Here is a 20,831-nt window from a genome sequence, read left to right on the forward strand (position 1 = left end):
CCAAATAAAAAAGGAGGCTCAATAGAAAGCCTCCTTTTTTATACTCAAATTTCTAAATTAATCTTTTTTTATCTCATCTACCTTTTTATCCACAGCTTCACCTGCTGTTTTAATAGCTTCTTCAGTAGATTTTACAGCATCATCCGTAGCATCTACGGCATTATCAATAGCTTTACCAGCCTCATCTAATGCGCCTTCTGTTGCTTTTGCCGCGTCATCTACTGCCTCTTCTATAGCATCTCCCGCATTTTCAAGAACTTCTTCTACAGAATCAGCTTTTTTATTATCCCTACAAGACGAAAAAGTCAAACTTAGAACAAATACTAAAACGGAAATCAATAAGAATAAGAATTTTTTCATTGTATTGTTTTTAGTTATTAATTAATTATAAACTAACAATTAGATTTTTTATATACGTTGAGAATTACATAATTAGATGATATTTACTTAAAATTTTAGTTTAAATTGATATTTAAATAAAGAAATGTAATTTGTTTTTAAAAATGTATATTTGAATTATTTTTTTAGTAATATGAAAAAAAACACGGAAGTTACTATTTACGATTTAGCAAAAAAGTTGAATTTAGCAACTTCAACTATTTCAAGGGCATTAAATGGTCATCATAGTATTAGTCAAAGAACCATTGATAAGGTAAAAAGAACAGCCACTGAAATGGGATATCGCCCAAATAATTTGGCCGCTAGTTTAAGAAATAAAAAAACAAAGACTATAGGAGTTTTGCTCCCTACCATTGCTCAGCCTTTTCTTTCATCATTAATTAGTGGTGTTGAGATTACAGCTCAAGAAGCAGGATACAATGTGGTTATCATGCAATCGCACGACTCCTATGAGGAAGAAGTAAATTTAACCCAATCATTGTATAGTAGCAGGGTTAGTGGTGTTATTTGTTGCTTAGCGATGGAAACTCAAGACACCAAACATTTCAAGATATTCACTGACAATGACATTCCTTTAGTTTTTGTAGATAGAGTACCAAACCATGCAGATACTTACCGAGTGATGATTGATAATTATGCTGCAGGCTATAAAGCAACTAAGCATCTTATAGACCAAGGATGCAAAAACATTGCACATATTACTAGAGCTTCCGAATTTGGGAATATTTATAGTGAAAGGAAAAAAGGCTATATAGATGCCTTAAAAGAAAATAACCTGCAAGTTGATAACAAACTTATAGTAAATCTTAAATCTGTAAGCTACGAAGAAACAGAAACGGCTACCAACAAACTGCTTAACTTGAAAAACCCACCCGATGGTATTTTTGCTGCAGGAGACATGATGGCAATTAGCGCTATTCAATGTGTTAAAAAAAGGGGCATTAAAATCCCTAAGGAAATTGCCGTGATTGGTTTCAATAACGACCCCAATTCTAGAATTATAGAACCCAATTTATCAACCATTTCACACCCTGCTGAAAAAATGGGACAAGCTTCCGCTGAAATTATTTTAAAAAATCTAGAACAATCTTCAAAAAATGATATTAAAGACATCACGGTTTTAAATACTGAAGTACTTGTCCGTGATTCTTCAAAAAGGAATTAATTTATTTTATATCGCTATATTCCCCTTACTTACCCTTTGATTATTTTACAGCAATTAAAACCTCCGACATTTTTGGCGCTCCTAGTTCAAAACTACGTTTCATTGGACTTGAACCACCAACATAAATTTTAAATTCCCCAGATTCTACAATTCTTGTACCATCTTTTTTTACAATTTCAAAATCTTTTGGGGAAAGCTCAAATTCTAGGCTTTTGGACTCTCCCGGCTCCAAAGTAACTCTTTTTGCATTGACAAGTTGAAAATTGGGAACTGATACTGATGCTTCTAAATCTGATACATATATTTGGGCAACCTCATCTGACTTTACTTTTCCAGAATTTGTGATTTTCACTTGTATCTTAAGGTTATTGCTTTTTGAAATTGTTGTACTAGTGGCTTTTATATCACTATAAGTAAATTTGGTATAACTTAATCCAAACCCAAATGGATATAAAGGTTCTTCATTCATGTATTTATAAGTTCTACCTTTCATGGAATAATCATCAAAAGCTGGCAATTGATCTAAAGATTTAGGAAATGTAATGGGCAATCTGCCTGAAGGCGATACGTTTCCAAAAAGAATATCTGCTACAGCCGTACCACCTTCTTCCCCAGGATACCATACTAATAAAACAGCGTCTGCCAATTCTTGTACTTCAGCTAAATTCATAGGGCTTCCACCAGTAATTACGGCTACAATCGGTTTTTTGTCTTCAGGGTTTTTATCGGCTGTTTCTCGTAATTGTTTAAGATAATCGACTTGGTTTTTTGGTAAATCATAGTCCAGCCTATCCCCTGCTGTTGAAGAATCAATGGAATCTCCTTCTTCTCCTTGTAATGTGCTCGATAAACCCAATACCACAATGGTTACATCGCTACTGCCTGCATGACCAATAGCATAATTTATAGGGTTTATGGATTTCTGATTTAGCATAGCACCTAACCTATATTGTAATTGACTTGCAGGACTAATAGCTGCACTTACGCCCTCTAAAATGGTGACCATATTTGAATTTACACCATAATAATTTCCTAAAAGCACTTCAATGTTAGATGCATTAGGCCCTGTAACGAAATATTTTGAAAGGTCATTTTTTAAAGGTAAAATCCCATTGTTTTTTAAAAGAACCATACTTTTTTGAGCTGCTTCTTTAGCTAAAGCTCTATTGACTTCTCCATTTACTACATCCATAGAAATGGCATCGTAAGGGTTACTTCCTTTAGGATCGAATAACCCTAATTTAAACCTAGTTTTTAATAAAACAGCTAATTGCGTATCAATGTCTTTTTCAGTTATTAAACCCTCTTTAATGGCATCGAGTAGATGCTCATAAACAACGCCGCAATTAAGGCTTACACCACTTTTAAGTGCCAATGCCGCTGCCTCTACTGGTGTATTAACAACCCCGTGACCACCTTCATTAACTTGCTTGTAAAAATCCTCTAACGCTCCACAATCGGTTAAAACGTGACCTTTAAAATGCCATTTATTTCTAAGCACATCGGTAATTAAATAATTGCTTGAACAACACGGTTCTCCATTGGTTCTATTATAAGCACACATGACGGATTCAACATTGGCATTAACCAAGGCCTCAAATGCTGGCAAATACGTTTCCCATAAATCTTTTTGGCTTACTTCTGCATTAAATTCATGGCGTACTTGCTCAGGACCACTATGTACTGCGAAATGTTTGGCACAAGCCGCTGTTTTAAGATAATCTGGATTATCGCCTTGCAACCCTTTAACGAAAGCGACACCTAGCACAGAGGTTAAATATGTGTCCTCACCATAAGTTTCTTGCCCACGCCCCCATCTAGGATCTCTAAAAATATTAATATTAGGCGTCCAAAAGGTCAAGCCATTATATTGTTTATAATACCCTTTTTCACTGGTGGCATTATATATAGCCCTTGCCTCATCTGAAATGGCAGATGACACTCTAAATGCTAAATCGGCATCAAAAGTAGCTCCCAAACCAATAGCTTGTGGAAAAACGGTGGCAGCGCATGTACGACCAACGCCATGCAACGCTTCATTCCAATAATCATAAGGTGGAATTTGCAACCTTTCAATAGAGGGTGTGCCATTCATCATTTGGCTTATTTTTTCTTCAATTGTTAATCTTGATATCAAATCCTCAATTCTTTCATCAATGGATAGTGAAGGATTATAAAAAGGGAGAGAATCATAAATATTTATAGACGTTTCAGTTACATCTTGCGATGCATTTTCAGTCTTATTATTACACGAACTATTGATTAAAAATGATAGAATAATTAAAATAACAGGAAATATTCTTTTTCTCATGATGATTGGCCTTATTTAGTTAAATTTGAAAGTATTGCAATACAGTAAATATATTGAAAAATTTTTATTTTAAATTTGATTGTTTTAGTTTTACGAATTAAATCACGCTTTAAATAAATCTTCCACATTTTAATGGTGGCAGTATTAATAAATATATTAATTCCGCATTTTTAAGCACTTTAAAAAAAAATTGATACTGCTATACACATGAAATTTATTTATCTTTCAAACAAAATTTATGTTTAAAAAAATTATCTTTTTTCTTACTTTTTCAATTGTTTTTTGCAATAATATTTCAGCAAATGATGGCTATAATTTATGGCTACAATATAGATTTATAGAAAATGCTTCCTTAAGAGAAGAATATTTAAAAGCCTTAGAAAAATTATCGCCTTCAGGAAATTCTGAAACCATAAACATCGCATTAAAGGAACTCGATAAAGGACTTAGCAGCATGCTAGGATCTGAGTTTTCATCTACTTCAACTAATAACAACGGAAACACCTTAATTTTTGGTGCAAAAGCCAACCTGCCCGAAGATGTCATTCTGCAATTAGGAAACGCTTTTAATGAAATAAACGAAGAAGGATACGTTATAAGGTCATATTCGCTTAAAGGCAAAAATCATATTGTTATTACGGGTAATTCTGATATTGGGGTTTTATATGGTGTTTATAATTTTTTAAAATTATTACAGACAAACAAATCTATAGAAAAGTTAAATATTATTGATTCGCCTAAAATTAAAGTCCGTATTTTAAATCATTGGGATAATTTAGACAGAACAGTTGAAAGAGGTTATGCTGGTTTCTCTATATGGGATTGGCATCGTTTGCCCGATTACTTAGATCCTAGATACACAGATTATGCTAGGGCAAATGCATCAGTAGGCATCAATGGCACCGTATTAAACAATGTAAATGCCAACGCCCTTATTTTAACTCCACAATACCTAGAAAAAGTAGAGGCACTTGCCAACGTTTTTAGACCCTATGGTATTAAGGTATATTTAACCGCCCGTTTTTCTGCACCAATTGAAATTGGCGGATTAAAAACAGCTGATCCATTGGATGCCGATGTTATAAAATGGTGGAAAGAAAAAACCACTGAAATTTATAAAAGGATTCCTGATTTTGGAGGCTTTGTAGTTAAAGCAAACTCCGAAGGGCAACCTGGACCTCAAGATTATAACAGAAATCATGTTGATGGAGCCAATATGTTGGCAGATGCCCTAGCTCCTTTTAATGGCATTATTATGTGGAGAGCCTTTGTATATTCAGAACACGACACAACTGATAGAGCCAAACAAGCATATCCAGAATTTGTACCCTATGATGGGCAATTTAAAGACAATGTGATTATTCAGGTAAAAAATGGTGCTATCGATTTTCAACCTCGAGAACCTTTCCATCCTATGTTTGGTGCGATGCCTAAAACTCCCATAATGATGGAGTTTCAAATAACACAAGAATATTTGGGTTTTAGCACCCATTCCGTTTTTCTGCCTACTATGTATGAAGAAACTTTACAATCAGATACTTACAGAAAAGGTAAAGGTTCAATAGTAGCTAAAGATTTGGATGGCACTTTGCACAATAAAAGGTTAACTGGTATGGCGGGGGTTAGCAATATAGGTAATGATATTAATTGGACAGGTAACCCAATGCTACAAGCCAATTGGTATGGGTACGGCAGACTCGCTTGGGATCCCTACTTAAGTGCTGAAAGCATTGCTGATGAATGGTTGAGATTAACATTCAGCAACAACAAAAATTTTATTGAACCCGTAAAAGAAATGATGTTAAATTCTAGGGAAGCTGTTGTTAATTATATGACCCCTTTAGGCTTACATCATATTATGGATACAGGACATCACTATGGGCCAGGGCCGTGGGTATCCAATCTTTCAAGACCAGAATGGAATCCAGTTTATTATCATAAAGCGGATTCACTCGGTATTGGTTTCGATAGAACGCCTACTGGTAGTAATGCCACCGAACAATATGCTCCTGAAGTTGCTAAAGTTTATAATGATTTAAAATCTATTTCAGAAAAAGACTTATTGTGGTTTCATCATGTAACTTGGGATTATAAACTTAAAAATGGTAAGACCCTTTGGGATGGTATGGCATTAAAATATCAAGAAGGTGTTGACCAAGTTGCATCTATGATTAAAACATGGAACCAAATGGAAAGTTATGTTGATACTGAAAGATATAACAATATTAAAATGTTATTAAATATCCAGTACAAAGAAGCAAAATGGTGGCGAGATGCCTGTTTATTGTATTTTCAACAATACTCCAAAAGACCATTGCCCGAAGGCGTCGAAAAACCATCACAAACTTTAGAATATTTTCAATCATTAAAATTTCCTTTTGCTCCTGGAAATTAAAATGGGACATTGTAAAAAATAATTTTAGTAAATGAAATTAACTAATTATTTAATTATAATCATTGCAACACTTTTAATGAGTTGCTCAGGTTCTGGAGATGACGACCCTAATGCAAGTCCAACTCCATCACCTACACCTTTGGCAACGCTAAAAGAATCTGCTGACTTCCCCATAGGAAATATTGTTTCTGCGAGTAGGTTATCTGGCACAGATACTTACTTCAGAACTTTATTAAACAAAGAATTTAATAGTATTACTGCCGAAAACGACATGAAAATGGGGGCTATGTTCACAGGCCCTGACACTTATGACTTTAGTAAAGCAGATGTCATTGTTAATTATGCGAAAGCAAATGGGCTTAGAGTCCATGGCCACGCCTTGGTTTGGCATGCATCGATACCCAATTGGTTAAAAAATTATGCTGGTACTGATGCTGAATTTGAAGCACAGGTAAAAGGCTATATCAAAGCAACGGTCGCACATTTTGCTGCAATAAAAACAACTGGAGGACAATCGGTAGTTGAGAGCTGGGATGTTGTTAATGAACACTTTACAAGTGATGCCGCTGTTGCCGTTTTTAACACTAGAATAGGAAGCGATTATGTTTCTAAATGTTTTGTGTGGGCACGTGAAGCTGATGCTGATGTGAAGTTATTTTATAACGATTATAATTTAGAAAGCCAGGATTCTAAAGCGGCTCAGGTTGTAGATATGGTAAATACATTTAAAGCAAATTCTACACCTATAGATGGCATCGGAATGCAAATGCATATCGATTACCAATATCCAAATTTATCTGCATTATCAAATAACCTAACGCTGCTTAAAAACACGGGATTATTAATTCATTTTTCTGAATTGGATATGACCGTTAACAAGGACAAAGTATTAACCACGTTAACGTCTAGCAGAGCCAATGCTCAAAAAGAAAGATATAAACAAGTTGCCATTTTGTATAAAACAATAACTGAAGCGCAAAGATTTGGCATCACTTTTTGGGGAATGAGGGATAATGATAGTTGGCTTATTAATTTTCTTAATAATCAAAATGAATGGCCTCTTTTATTCGATTCAAATTACAACTATAAACAAGCATTTATTGGCTTTTTAGAAGGATTAAACAACTAAACTAAATATTTAAAATCATGAAAATAAAAAAACAATTTCTATTCATTATAGCCATACTAGTATTAGTCATTGGTTGTAAACAAGCAAGTGAAGTAACGCCAACAAAACCCGTAACGCTTAGAAACGTTTACGAAGATGCTTTTTATATTGGCACTGCACTTAATACATTTCAAATAGATGAAACAGATTCTATAATGGCGGGTATCGTAGGTAGAGAATTTAGCAGTATTACTGCTGAAAACGAAATGAAGTCCATCCAAATCCATCCAGCAAGGGATACTTTTAATTTTGAATATCCAGACAAATTTGTCGCTCTTGGTGAAAAATATAACATGTTCATACATGGGCATACTTTAGTTTGGCACAGTCAATTATCTCCTTGGATAAGAAATATAAAAGACAGTACGGAAATGGCTGAAGCGCTTGAAAGCCATATAAAAACAATCGTTAGTAGATATAAAGGCAGAGTGAACTCTTGGGATGTTGTTAATGAAGCATTAAATGAAGATGGTAGCTTAAGAAAGTCTGTATTCTTAGAAGTTATGGGAGAAGATTATTTAGCTTTGGCATTTAAATGGACTTCTGAAATAGATCCAAAAGCAGATTTATACTATAATGATTATAATATGGCTAACCCAGAAAAAAGACAAGGTGCTATACGGCTAGTTAAAAATATCATGGATAAAGGTATTAAAGTAGATGGTATTGGTATGCAAGGCCATTGGCATTTAAATACACCTTCACTAGAAGAAATTGAAAAAAGCATTGTAGAATATGCTGCACTTGGTGTAAAAGTAGCTATTACTGAACTTGACATCAGTGTTTTACCAAATCCTGAAGATTTAGTTGGAGCTGAAATCACCCAAAATTTTCAGAATAGTGAAGCTATGAATCCTTATACTAAAGGAATGCCTGATTCCATTCAAGTAAAACTAGCTAATCGTTATACCGATATTTTTAAAATATTTTTAAAACATAAAGATAAGATAAGTAGAGTTACCTTTTGGGGTGTTAACGACGGACAGTCATGGCTTAATGGTTTCCCTGTAAGAGGAAGAACCAATCATCCTTTACTTTTCGATAGAGAATTAAAACCAAAAAGTGCTTATGATAGTATCATTGCATTAAAACAAAAACAAGATAAACAATCCAACTAACTAATCACATGAGTTTAGATTCACACAAACTATCCATAAAAGAAAAAATTGGATACAGCCTAGGAGACCTTGCGGCAAACTTGGTATTCCAAACATTAGTTACTTATTTAGCCTATTTTTATACGGACATCTATGGGCTCAAAGCTAATGACGCTTCTGCTGTTACATTGATTGTTGGACTCATTGCCGCCTTTGCTTTTAATCCAATTATGGGTGTCATAGCAGATAGAACTACTACCAAATGGGGGAAATTCAGACCTTGGATTTTATGGACAGCAATCCCTTTAGGTGTAGCTTCCATGTTGGCATTTAGTACCCCAGACTTTGCCTACAAAGGAAAAGTTATTTATGCTGTCATTACTTATACATTACTTCTTTTACTATATGCTGCAAATAATTTGCCTTATTCGGCTTTAAGCGGTGTTATAACGGGAGATATGAAAGAACGAAATAGCTTATCGGCTTATCGTTTTATAGCTGTTATGGGTGCTCAGTTTTTTGTACAAGTTTTTATGTACGACTTTATTTTGAAAGCTGGTAGTGGTAATAAAGCTGCGGGAATGGAAACGGTTATGACTTGGCTAGCCATTATAGGTACGGTTATGTTACTAATCACATTCTTTACAACACGAGAACGAGTTATTCCTAATCTAGACCAAAAATCCAGTATAAAGGAAGATTTAGGTGATTTAGTAAAAAACAGGCCTTGGATTATAATGTTAAGTTTAACAACATTAGTCTTCATAACTTTGGCTATGAAAGGTGGATCTTATGTTTATTACTTTGAAAATTATGTGGATCAAAATGCATTAAAATCATTCCTAAACCCATTAAAAAGTTTTTTACCAACTTTTGAAAATGAAACATCTTTAGGATTGGGTGTTTTTAATGGAGGCGGTATTCTTATTGGATTAATTGGTATAGCACTTTCTAAAAGGTTTGCAGACAAATATGGAAAACGTAATGTTTTTGGAGCCTCTTTATTTATTTCAACATTGTTTATAATTGCTTTTTATTTTTATCCTCCCAAAGCCATTGAAATAATTTTTGCATCTCAAATTTTGCACATGTTTTTCTATGGAATCAGCACACCTATTTTATGGGCTATGATTGCGGATGTTGCCGATTATTCTGAATGGAAAAACAATCGTCGTGCTACAGCTATTATATTTTCAGCAATGATGGTTGGTCTAAAAGGCGGTTTAAGTATAGGAAGTGCTTTGGTATCATGGTTTTTAGGTGTGTATGGATACATCACTAAGGAAGCTGCTGTAGCTGGAATAGCAACAGTACAACCAGAATCTGCTATACAAGGAACTAGAATGCTCGTAAGTATTTTTCCTGCAATCCCATTTTTAATTGGTGTAGGTTTGTTGTTTTTCTATGAAATCAACAAAAAAATGGAGACTCAAATAGAAGTCGATTTAAAAGTAAGAAGACAATAAATAACAAATAAAATAATACAACAATGCCAGAACAAGCCATTGACCATATTGATTTTGAGACTTTAAATAAAAAAGCTCTCTCCAAACCTTTGGTATCTCATATCTATACAGCTGATCCATCAGCTCATGTTTTTAATAATAAAATTTATATATATCCATCCCATGATGTGGATGCGGGAGAAGCATTTGATGACCTAGGAAGCCATTTTGCCATGGAAGATTACCATGTAATTTCAATGGATAGTATTGACAGTGTTGCTGTTGATAATGGTTTAGCATTGCATGTAAACGATGTTCCATGGGCTGAAAAACAAATGTGGGCACCTGACGCCGCACATAAAAATGGAAAATATTACTTGTTTTTCCCTGCAAAAGGATATGATGGTATTTTTAGAATAGGAGTAGCAGTAAGTGACTCTCCTATTGGCCCATTTAAGCCACAACCAGAAGCCATAAAAGGAAGTTTTTCCATAGATCCTGCTGTTCTTGAAGAAAATGATGGAAGTTATTACATGTATTTTGGCGGTATTTGGGGCGGACAATTGCAACGATGGAGAACTGGAACATTCAATGCGGAACATCCTGAAAATCCAACTGCACATTTACCAAAGGATAATGAACCTGCACTAACCGCAAAAGTAGCAAAAATGACTGATGATTTATTAGAGTTTTCCGAAACTCCAAAAGATGTTGTTATTTTAGATGAAAAAGGGAACCCCATATTAGCCGGTGATAATGAAAGACGCTTTTTTGAAGGACCTTGGGTACATAAATATAATGGCAAATATTATTTCTCTTATTCAACTGGAGACACTCATTTAATATGCTATGCCATAGGGGATAATCCTTATGGGCCTTTTACTTATAAAGGTAAAATTTTAAATCCTGTGGTTGGATGGACTTCGCACCATTCCATTTGTGAAGTAAATGGGAAATGGTATTTATTCTATCATGACTCTAGCCTATCAAAAGGTGTAACACATTTAAGATCTATTAAAGTAGCCGAAATCACTTATAATGACGATGGCACTATTAATACTTTAAATCCTTATAAGGATTGATTCATCACATTTAATTAAACAAAGAGACCCTCAATTGAGGGTCTCTTTGTCTAATATTTTCCTTATTACTTTAAGGTTTTACATACTCTATAAATTGTAAATAATCATTGTTCTTAGCGGCAATAATATAAGATTTAAAGCCAACTTTTATTGTAGCCATATCCTTTACATCACCAGGAACAAAGAAACCACTTTTAGTAACTGGAACAGCGTTAAAATTTCCTTTTCCATTTCCTTTTAGAAAAAGACCATACCCAGCATCATTACGAGGGGTTTCAACTTCTGAAGCATATAAATTTCCTGCTATTAAAGCATCTAAATGGCCATCTTTATCATAATCATCAATTAATATCTGATTGATACTTGATATTTGGGCCAGATTTGGTAATTTATGAATAATGAATTTTCCATCTTTATTTTCCAAATATATACTTGCAAACGATTTAACTTGATAATGTAAGGAATTTTCTAAATCCTTTTTTGAATACACGTCAACCAAAGAGGCTTCTGCGAAGGTTTCATAATTTTCAAATTTCTCTTTAATTGAAGGTATTTGTTGGGAAGAGCAACCTCTTCCCCTTACGGGGTATTGTATGCCCTCATTGTAATAACTTAATACAATATCTATTTTATTGTTTCCGTCAAAATCATTGGCATAAATATCGAAAGTTTCATCTCCTTCAGCTTTGTATTTATAGTTTAAGCCGTTGTTGCCTAATATATAATCCATATCGCCATCCTTATCAAAATCACCTTGATTGATGCTCCACCACCAACCTGCTGAGTCTTCTCCTAACCCCATAGATTTTGATACTTCTTTGAATCCTGTCTTTACATTCTTAAATACACGAATTGGCATCCATTCACCAACTATAATAATATCTGGCCATGTATCATTATCTATATCAGTAATAATAGCACTTGTTGCCATTCCTAAATCTTTAAAAACATCTGGAGAAATAACATTGAATTTTACTGAACTTTTATCACTTTTGTTTATTAGCACATAACTATCAGCAGGTGATGGATAATTCCCTGGTATTTGTCTTCCCAGAGTTAAAATATCTGGTTTCCCATCTTTGTTGAAATCGGCGGAATAAGCTCTTGAACCACTAGTAATCATTTTGGGAAGGGCATTATTTGCTTTACTAAAGTTTCCTTTTCCATCATTTAAATACAATCTGTCTTGCAAGTTTTTTGCACTATTATCATTTAAAAACTCGTAGCCTCCACTAACTATATACAAGTCGTTATCTCCATCATTATCCACATCAAGAATCAAAGCTCCTAATTCTTCTGAAACTTTATCTTCAGCGAAAAAACTTTGCGTTTGTTTTTCAAAAGTACCCTTTGAAGTTTGATAAAATAGTTGTCCTTCAAAACCGGAAGCTCCTCCAATAAAATAATCATCTAATCCATCATTATTTAAATCTCCCACAGCAAGTGCCGGACCAAAATTTGACATTTTGTGAGGTAATAAAACCTGTGTTTCAAAATCATCAAATACATTTTCTTGGTGCTTAAATGCTGGAAATATTTGTGAAGTTTCTGATACTGTTTTAAATAAAGCATTATCGTTTAATTGTTTATCGAAAACATTTTGTATCGTGGCATCGGTATATTTTAATCTTAATTTTTGATTAGCTTTTACATTACTAAGTTCTTGAATTTTACCGTCTCCCCAAACTACTTTTAGTTTTTCAATGGTTTGGGATTCCCCAACTCCAAAATGTAATTCTGGAGCAACCGACGATTGAAATCCACGAGTTAGGGTTAGCTCTTGCATTTGGGTTTCATTATTGTTAGTAATATAAACTTTATTTCCTAGTCCAAATTTATTCCCATCTTTTCCTTCAAAATTTACTGCAATGTAATTAGTCCTTTCAGAGCTTTTATTTTCAAAAAGGGTAGCGTTATCGTCTATATTGCTTATTACTACTTCTAAATCACCATCGTTATCTAAATCGGCATAAGCAACACCGTTGGAAAACCCTTTTATTTCAATGCCCCATTTCTCATTTACCTTTTCAAAATTAAGATCTCCATTATTTTTAAACATGAAATTATCAATTTTCTCAGAAGGAATTCCTAGGCTTTTTTCTAGGATAGACAAATCTTTTCTTTCATTATCTAAACTTTTGAAATAGTCATTATGGTTTATTTCTTTACGAGTACCATTGGTAATGTATAAATCTTTTTTACCATCATTATCAAAATCGGCAAATAATGGTCCCCAGCTCCAATCTGTTGAAGTAGTTCCTGTAATTCCTGATACATTTGTAAAATAAGGGATTCCGTCATCTGAATGATGCCCTGTATTAATCTGCATCACATTATTCATATATTGGTAATGAAATCCAGCATCAACAACATCCCAAAATAATTGAGGGTTCATGCTGGCCATATTAGCCTTTTTACGACGATTGTTATTGGCATCCATATCCACTTGAAATATATCTAGATGACCATCATTATTTATATCGGCTATATCGGCTCCCATACCATAAAATGCTGTGTGAGGAGATGCTTGCCCGTTAACTTCTTTGAACGTACCATCTTGATTATTGATGTAAAAAAAGTCAGGAGAACTAAAATCATTAGATACATATATATCTGCCCAACCATCGTTATTTACATCGCCTACTGTAGCACTTAAAGAAAGTCCGAAATTTTTAACCCCAGCCTCACTAGTTACATCTGTAAACTTTCCATTATCATTTCTATATAAATGATCTGATTCAATATCTTTAACATTAGTCATAGCGTATTTATAAACTAGCACTGGAGCTGAAAATGGCGTTGGCGGATAATTAGCTACATATACATCTAAATCACCATCATTATCATAATCAAAAAAAGTAGCTTGAACACTATTGCCCATATCGTTTAGTCCATACTCCGCAGCTCTTTCAGTAAAAGTTAAATCGCCATTATTAATAAATAATTGATTTTGTTTTGAACCAGATTGGCCACTAACGGAACAGTAAATATCCAATAGTCCATCATTATTAACATCTGCCATGGTGACCCCTGTATACCAACGATTATCTCCACCTACATTAGCCTTGTCTGTTATATCCTCAAACAGAAGGTTGCCTTTATTTAAGTACAATTTATTTTTAACTTGATTTCCTGTTAAATAAATATCTACTAAACCATCATTATTTATATCGCCAACAGCTACACCACCACCCATATAAAGATAGCCATATGTGAAATAATTTAAAGTATCACTCTCTGTGAGTGTGTTAACAAAATCAATTCCTGTTTTAGAAACATCTAGTTTACTAAATATCTTCTCGTCCATTTTAGCAGTAGTTGATTCTTTCTCTTTGGAACAGTTTTGCAAAGTGCATGATAAGAAAATTCCAATACAAAATTTGATAAAATATATAGATTTCGGTCTATATAATGTTATTGCTTTCATAGAAATGTTTGTATTTGTAAAATAAAATAAAGATAAAAAGCAGCGTATTAAATTACGCTGCTTTTATCAAACTAACTCAATATAAATTAACTAATAATATCCAAATATTAATAACCAGGATTTTGATCTGCTGGCGTTAATGATTTATTCGTAGAGAACTCATTAGCTGGAATAGGCCATAATACATTTCTACTAGCAAATCCTTGACCTGATAACTCAGTTGCAGCTCTTCCCCATCTAATAAGGTCACTAAAACGAGATTGCTCACCAGCTAACTCAACACGTCTTTCATGAACTATAGCTTCAAAAATTTGTGCTTGTGTTACTGCAGTTGTAGGTAATAATCCAGCTCTTGCTCTTACTTGGTCTATATAGCCTTTAGCAGCAAGTTGATTGCCTCCTGGTCTCTTGTTTTCACACTCAGCCATCATTAACAACACATCTGCATATCTCATATACTTCATGTTAATACTAGAATCTATATTCTCATTTCGCCTTTTGTAGTAATTTTGATATTTTCTCCAAGCAGCTTGGCGTTGTAAAGGAATGTATATTTCTGTTGCAGGAACTGGAGAAGGAGCTACACCCGTACGAATTGTACGCTGGTCAGGATCCCCTTCAAATAAATCTCCATCTGTATAAAATGTTTCTTCAAATCTTTTGTCATCAACTTCGTACTCAGCAAGTAAGTCATCCGCAGGATAGGTATTAAACCAATCATTCCAACCATATTCTTGTCCTCTTAAAGTAGATTCATTGGCTCCAGAACCAGCATTACCAGCTCCCCATAAACCATTTGCACCAAGAGTTTGATCATATTCTATTTCAAATATAGACTCTGGTCCATGTTCTGTTTCATCCATAAAATTATCAAAGTAATCATCCTCTAATGTGAATTGACCATTTAATTTCACAAATTCAGCTAATGCCAAATCATACTTCTCTTGATACAAATAAACTTTTCCTAATAAAGCGATGGCAGCTTGTTTATTAGCTCTACCATTAGCTTCAACAGATTTATCTAATAAAACCGCAGAAGCATCCTGTAAATCTGATTCAATTAAGGCATAAACCTCTGCCTTTGGAGATTTAGGCTTACCTTCTGAACTTGTTGGTATCTCAGATAATAAAGGAATGTCACCATATCTTATTACTAAAAGAAAGTTATAAAAAGCTCTCATGAATTTAGCCTCACCAATATATTTATCCTTGGTAGTTTGGTTCATTGTAATAAGGCTATTGATTTTTTCTTGATTACCAATAACAAAATTTGCTTTATTGATACCTCTGTAACAACTATTCCAATAGCCTGACATATCTCCATGACTAGCATCGAAAGAGAAGTTGTAATACTGCACTTTATCAGCCTCCAATTGTGGATTTCCTTGAGCATCGCCTCCCATCAAATCATGCATAAAAAAATACGCACGAGTAAATAAAGGAATCGTTTGAAGATTCGTATACACTGCATTTACTGCAGATGTTACCTGAGCATTTGTTGTAAAAAAGGTTTCAGGTGATAATTGATTTGGATTTACCAATTCTAAATCCTTTTCACTACAAGCTCCTATAATCACAATGGTTGTGAATACAGTAAAGATTGAAAATATTATTCTGTTTGTTTTCATAATTATTTTTTTTTGCAATTAAAATGTAACTTGAAGGCCTACTAAATATGTTTTAGGTTGCGGATAAGCTCCCCTATCAATACCTGTCTCAAATATACTTCCACTACCAATTTCAGGATCTAAACCTGAATAGTCAGTTATGGTGAATAAGTTTTGACCACTGAAGTATATTCTAAATTTAGAAAACAAATTTTGACCAAAAATATCATTTGGCAATGTATAGCCTATCGATAAGTTTTTAAGCCTCATAAAAGAACCATCTTCTAAATAACGTGTAGATATTCTAGCATTTAATGGCGCTCCACTATTTGCACCTCCAGATAGTCCTGCTCTAGGAACTGAGTTGGATGTTCCTGGTCCATTCCATCTGTTCAATACAGCAACACCTGCATTAAATAACCTTGGCATCCCTTCAAGATCATAAATATTGGTATTAATTAAATCTCTTCCTTGAACACCTGTAAAGAACACATTAAAATCCCAATTTTTGTAAGTAGCATCAAAATTTAAACCATATGTGAAATCAGGAATTCCATTTCCAATATTAGTTCTATCAGCCTCAGTGATGTTGCCATCCCCATTTATATCCACATATCTAACATCTCCAGGTCTTACTACAGTTTGTGCAGGATTCGCACTAAATACAGCATCTACCTCTGCTTGGGTTTGGTAAATACCATCCATTATATAACCATAATAGTAACCTAAAGGTTGACCAACAGAAACTCTAGTAATTTGTTCACTCTCAAAACCAGCACCTTCTAAGAAAGCTCTACCTCCCAAACTTAAAGCCTCACTTTTACTGGTTCCTAAATTTATATTTGCAGACCATTTAAAATCTCCATCACGATCGTTGTAACCTAAAGTAAACTCAAAACCACTAACTTCTACAGACCCCGCATTTAAAGTTTGAGACCCTGCGTTAATACCTAATGATGGTGATAATGGCAATGAAACTAATAAATCATCACTTCTATTCACATAATACTCTATAGCACCAGTGATTTTCTCATTAAAAAGACCAAAATCTAAACCTATGTTCTTTTGAATAGTCTCTTCCCATTTTAAATCTAAATTTGATAAACCGTCAGCTGTAGTTCCTCCTGCTAATCCGCCTCCTATTGGATATCCAAAGTTACTTGTTAGTGTAGCTAGATATGCGTAGTTGGGAATTTTATCATTACCAGATGTACCATAAGTTCCTCTTAATTTTAGAGTACTAAACGCAGAATCACTCATGAAATCTTCCTTGGCAATATTCCATCCTAAAGCATAGGATGTAAATGTTCCCCAACGATTGTTAGCACCAAATCTTGAAGAAGCATCACGTCTAATAGAAGCTGCAGCTAAGTATTTATCTTGATAATTATAGTTCAACCTTGCCAAAAACCCTAATCTATTGTATTCATTAGAATTAGTAGTTACATCTCTGGCATCATCTGTAGTACCAATATTATTAACCTCATTAGATACTAAGTTTCTACTACTTGCGTTGATACTGCTAAATTTATTATTGTACTGCTCTGATAACAACAATAATTCAAAATTATGATCCTCAGCTACCGTTTTATTATATGTTAAACTATTGGTGTAAATGATAGTTTGTCCTGAAGATCTACTTTTATTGATAGTAGCGAAATTTTGACTATGCGTAGCGCCCCCATTATAACCATCATCATTAAATGATGGTGTAAAAGCACTATTCACATTACTAAAATAATCTAAACCTATTTGAGATTTGAATTTTAAACCTTCTATTATCTCGTACTCTGCATAAATATTTCCGATTAAGGCAAATGAATTATTAACCCTATCACTAAGTTTCATGATTCTTACAGGGTTTTCAGCGTCCTGCCCGTCAGCTGAACTATTTGGGCCTTGAAAACCACCTGGGTTATTCGGATTATAAACATTGTAGTAAGGTGCCATTTTTATAGCGTGTTCCAATAATGAACGACCACCCGCGCCAACTTCTGGTTTTTGCTTATTAAAGTTAACAGAAATACTTTGCCCTATTTTTAATTTACCTAAATTAAAATCACCATTTGCTCTAAAAGCATATTTCTCAAAACCAGTGTTTACAATTACACCTTCTTTCTCTGAATAACCTCCAGAAATTCTAAAAGTACTATTTTCACTACCCCCTGATGCACCAAAATCGTAATTCTGAACCAGACCTGTAGTATACAATTCATCTTGCCAGTTTGTATTTGTTCCTGACTGAGATGCTGGTGTAGTTGGCACAATACCAAACGCTTCTTGCGCATATTGTAAATACTGAGCCGTATTTAATAAATCATATCTTTGGTTTTGTGTTTGAAAACCTGTAAACGCATTAAACGTCAACTGAGTTTTACCACTTTTACCTTTTTTAGTAGTTACCAAAACAACACCATTAGACCCTTGCGCACCATAAACAGCTGTAGTAGAGGCGTCTTTTAAAATGTTTATGGATTCAATATCATTTTGACTGATTCCAGAAAGGTTACCCACGATAACACCATCTATAACATATAAAGGAGTATTATTACCAAAAGTACCTAAACCCCTAATGCTTACTTGAGGCTCTGTACCTGGACCACCAGTGTTTATGACCAAAACACCAGCTGCACGACCTTGCAATGCCTCAACAGCATTCGCCACAGGAACTGCAGCAATCTCTTCTGTTTTAACAGTTGAAATAGCACCGGTTACCGCTGCCCTACTTTGAGAACCATAACCTACAACAACAACCTCATCTAGAGCTTGTAAATCTTCGGCTAATGTAATGTTAATGGTTGTTTGACCATTTACAGCTATTCTTTGAGTAACAAACCCAACATAACTGATTACAAGCGTTGCATTGGAAGCTACATTGGATAATGTGTACTTCCCATCAAAATCAGTAGCAACACCATTTGAGGTACCGTCAACGATGACCGTTACTCCAGGTAATGGTCCATTTTGATCAGACACAGTACCGGAAACCCTAATTTGCGCATTCATACTTGAACAAAATACAAACACAAGCACAAGGAATCCTAAATGCTTAATGCCTTCCTTTTTAAAAAATAAAAATTTTGTCATAAAATTTAGTTAGTTTTAGTAATTAAAATTAGTTTTTATATAATAAAATATGTCCTATTTTAACCGAAACATGTTTTATTTTGTCAAATATAGAAAATATTTTAAATGAAACAACCGATTGCGTTAATTTTTCAGTTTTTTTTTTCTTATTAATATTTTGTTAAATTTCAAATCAGTTTATAACTCAAATAATGAATTGAGTATTCTTTTGTAAGTTTGATTTTAGGTTAGGCTTTAGAAGATTTTTATTTCCTTAGAGTTTTCTTGAAAATATAAAACATAGCTATTAACATGGATGTCGCCTTTTAGTTCTTTTAAAAAAAAACTACAAACCTAAATACTTGAGTATTGTATTTAAAGCACCTTTATTTCTTTTAATGTAATCTGAATTGCTATTTCCGGAAAGGGAACGCTTTTTTGGATTTTCGATCAATTCAGTTAAAATTAAGTTTAATTCTTTTTGGTTCGAAATTGAAAAGACACCTTCATTCAGAATCATTTCTTTAGCTTCAGGAAATTTAGAGTAATTGTTTCCTATAATAATAGGTACGCCAAAAACGGCCGGTTCTAAAGTATTATGTAATCCTGTTGTACCTACTGCCCCACCAACATAAGCAATATCAGCGTAACTGTAAATTTTTGAAAGAATCCCAATGGTATCAACTATAAACACGCTTGCTGATTTGAGTTCCTTAGCATTCATTCCAGAAAACAAAACAACATCTACAATTAGGCTTTCTATAATATTTTTTATTTGTTGAGACTTAATATTATGAGGTGCAATAATAAACTTCACCTCTTTTGTAGCATAGTGATTTATAAACTTGATAAGAAGATCTTCATCTTCTGGCCAGGTACTTCCTGCAACAATGCATAATTTATTTTGCTTAAAGGTTTCTATAAAATCTAAATGATTATCTTGTTTTAACTGACTTGAAACCCTATCAAAACGCGTATCACCAGACACAGTAATATTATTATAGTGTATGGATTGGAGCAATTCTTTAGACCCTTGATTTTGGACAAAAATATGTTCAAAAGCAAACAATGCCTCTCGTCGTGGTTTTCCGTAAAATTTAAAAAATGATTGATTGTCTCTAAAATTTGCCGAAATGAGTATGGCTCTTAATTTTCGTTTCTTTAATTCATTTAAAAAATTCGGCCAAATATCGTACTTAACAAAAACCGTAAGTTCTGGCCTAACTATATCTAAAAAATGTTTGGCATTTTTTTTTGTGTCTAAGGGTAAATAAACGACAACATCTGCAATGGGTGAATCTTTCCTTATTTCATAACCCGATGGTGAAAAAAAACTAAGTACAATTTTATGACTTATATAATATTCCCTAATCACTTTAAATACAGGAAGCCCTTGTTCATATTCCCCTAAAGAGGCACAATGAAACCAAAGTGTTTTATCGTTGGCTTTTATATTGTCTTGAAGAATGGTAAAGGTATTTTGTCGACCAACAATACCTTTCTTAATCTTTTCATTAAAAGTTGATGCACATTTTAAACCAAAATGCACTAGATGAATACCAATATTATAAATAAAACCCAATTCTTTTTCTTTGATGCTAAAATACATTTCTTTAAAATAAATTAATCAATTGCTTCAATGAATTTTGTAATTTTGTATATCACTAAA

The 20,831-nt window shown here is 33.7% G+C and carries 12 protein-coding genes; 6 read left to right on the forward strand and 6 right to left on the reverse strand.

Going from position 1 to position 20,831, the window contains the following annotated elements:
* Positions 1-57: 57 nt before the first annotated feature.
* The gene (locus CDH50_RS05120; RefSeq protein WP_100610857.1) at positions 58-360 is read right to left on the reverse strand and encodes a hypothetical protein; all 303 of its coding nucleotides are present in this window, start codon (positions 358-360) and stop codon (positions 58-60) included.
* 172 nt (positions 361-532) lie between these two features.
* On the opposite strand from CDH50_RS05120, the gene CDH50_RS05125 reads away from it, so the two are divergent.
* Positions 533-1,564, forward strand: a complete 1,032-nt coding sequence (locus tag CDH50_RS05125) for a LacI family DNA-binding transcriptional regulator (RefSeq protein WP_100610858.1) — start codon at positions 533-535, stop codon at positions 1,562-1,564.
* Between the two features lie 40 nt (positions 1,565-1,604).
* Here the strand turns inward: CDH50_RS05125 and CDH50_RS05130 are convergent, their stop codons facing one another.
* Positions 1,605-3,875 carry a glycoside hydrolase family 3 C-terminal domain-containing protein gene (locus CDH50_RS05130; RefSeq protein WP_100610859.1) on the reverse strand — a complete coding sequence of 757 codons (2,271 nt, stop codon included), beginning with the start codon at positions 3,873-3,875 and terminating at the stop codon, positions 1,605-1,607.
* Positions 3,876-4,113: 238 nt separating this feature from the next.
* Between CDH50_RS05130 and CDH50_RS05135 the strand changes: the two genes are divergently transcribed.
* From CDH50_RS05135 to CDH50_RS05155, 5 genes are read left to right on the forward strand one after another with little or no spacing between them, the layout of a single operon-like run.
* Positions 4,114-6,270, forward strand: a complete 2,157-nt coding sequence (locus CDH50_RS05135) for an alpha-glucuronidase family glycosyl hydrolase (RefSeq protein WP_100610860.1) — start codon at positions 4,114-4,116, stop codon at positions 6,268-6,270.
* Positions 6,271-6,301: 31 nt separating this feature from the next.
* Positions 6,302-7,399 carry an endo-1,4-beta-xylanase gene (locus CDH50_RS05140; protein ID WP_100610861.1) on the forward strand — a complete coding sequence of 366 codons (1,098 nt, stop codon included), beginning with the start codon at positions 6,302-6,304 and terminating at the stop codon, positions 7,397-7,399.
* Positions 7,400-7,416: 17 nt separating this feature from the next.
* The gene (locus CDH50_RS05145; RefSeq protein ID WP_100610862.1) at positions 7,417-8,556 is read left to right on the forward strand and encodes an endo-1,4-beta-xylanase; all 1,140 of its coding nucleotides are present in this window, start codon (positions 7,417-7,419) and stop codon (positions 8,554-8,556) included.
* Positions 8,557-8,564: 8 nt separating this feature from the next.
* Positions 8,565-10,001 carry an MFS transporter gene (locus tag CDH50_RS05150; RefSeq protein ID WP_100610863.1) on the forward strand — a complete coding sequence of 479 codons (1,437 nt, stop codon included), beginning with the start codon at positions 8,565-8,567 and terminating at the stop codon, positions 9,999-10,001.
* 23 nt (positions 10,002-10,024) lie between these two features.
* The gene (locus tag CDH50_RS05155) at positions 10,025-11,062 is read left to right on the forward strand and encodes a glycoside hydrolase family 43 protein (protein ID WP_100610864.1); all 1,038 of its coding nucleotides are present in this window, start codon (positions 10,025-10,027) and stop codon (positions 11,060-11,062) included.
* A gap of 70 nt (positions 11,063-11,132) precedes the next feature.
* Here the strand turns inward: CDH50_RS05155 and CDH50_RS05160 are convergent, their stop codons facing one another.
* The 4 genes from CDH50_RS05160 to CDH50_RS05175 form a co-directional block, all read right to left on the reverse strand.
* Positions 11,133-14,369, reverse strand: a complete 3,237-nt coding sequence (locus CDH50_RS05160) for a VCBS repeat-containing protein (protein ID WP_232731963.1) — start codon at positions 14,367-14,369, stop codon at positions 11,133-11,135.
* A 227-nt stretch (positions 14,370-14,596) separates the two neighbouring features.
* Positions 14,597-16,117: a RagB/SusD family nutrient uptake outer membrane protein gene (locus CDH50_RS05165; protein WP_100611261.1), complete on the reverse strand. Its 1,521-nt coding sequence runs from the start codon at positions 16,115-16,117 to the stop codon at positions 14,597-14,599.
* An 18-nt stretch (positions 16,118-16,135) separates the two neighbouring features.
* Complete coding sequence (locus tag CDH50_RS05170; RefSeq protein WP_100610866.1) at positions 16,136-19,183, reverse strand: SusC/RagA family TonB-linked outer membrane protein; 3,048 nt, start codon at positions 19,181-19,183, stop codon at positions 16,136-16,138.
* 325 nt (positions 19,184-19,508) lie between these two features.
* Positions 19,509-20,771, reverse strand: a complete 1,263-nt coding sequence (locus CDH50_RS05175) for a 3-deoxy-D-manno-octulosonic acid transferase (RefSeq protein ID WP_232731964.1) — start codon at positions 20,769-20,771, stop codon at positions 19,509-19,511.
* Between the last annotated feature and the right edge of the window lie 60 nt (positions 20,772-20,831).

It is taken from the genome of Confluentibacter lentus (assembly GCF_002806995.1).
Classification (GTDB): Bacteria; Bacteroidota; Bacteroidia; order Flavobacteriales; family Flavobacteriaceae; genus Confluentibacter; species Confluentibacter lentus.

Coding starts and splice junctions, on each gene's coding strand:
- CDH50_RS05120 (WP_100610857.1), bottom strand. CDS start 360: ATGAAAAAATTCTTATTCTTATTGATTTCCGTTTTAGTATTTGTTCTA.
- CDH50_RS05125 (WP_100610858.1), top strand. CDS start 533: ATGAAAAAAAACACGGAAGTTACTATTTACGATTTAGCAAAAAAGTTG.
- CDH50_RS05130 (WP_100610859.1), bottom strand. CDS start 3,875: ATGAGAAAAAGAATATTTCCTGTTATTTTAATTATTCTATCATTTTTA.
- CDH50_RS05135 (WP_100610860.1), top strand. CDS start 4,114: ATGTTTAAAAAAATTATCTTTTTTCTTACTTTTTCAATTGTTTTTTGC.
- CDH50_RS05140 (WP_100610861.1), top strand. CDS start 6,302: ATGAAATTAACTAATTATTTAATTATAATCATTGCAACACTTTTAATG.
- CDH50_RS05145 (WP_100610862.1), top strand. CDS start 7,417: ATGAAAATAAAAAAACAATTTCTATTCATTATAGCCATACTAGTATTA.
- CDH50_RS05150 (WP_100610863.1), top strand. CDS start 8,565: ATGAGTTTAGATTCACACAAACTATCCATAAAAGAAAAAATTGGATAC.
- CDH50_RS05155 (WP_100610864.1), top strand. CDS start 10,025: ATGCCAGAACAAGCCATTGACCATATTGATTTTGAGACTTTAAATAAA.
- CDH50_RS05160 (WP_232731963.1), bottom strand. CDS start 14,369: ATGGACGAGAAGATATTTAGTAAACTAGATGTTTCTAAAACAGGAATT.
- CDH50_RS05165 (WP_100611261.1), bottom strand. CDS start 16,117: ATGAAAACAAACAGAATAATATTTTCAATCTTTACTGTATTCACAACC.
- CDH50_RS05170 (WP_100610866.1), bottom strand. CDS start 19,183: ATGACAAAATTTTTATTTTTTAAAAAGGAAGGCATTAAGCATTTAGGA.
- CDH50_RS05175 (WP_232731964.1), bottom strand. CDS start 20,771: ATGTATTTTAGCATCAAAGAAAAAGAATTGGGTTTTATTTATAATATT.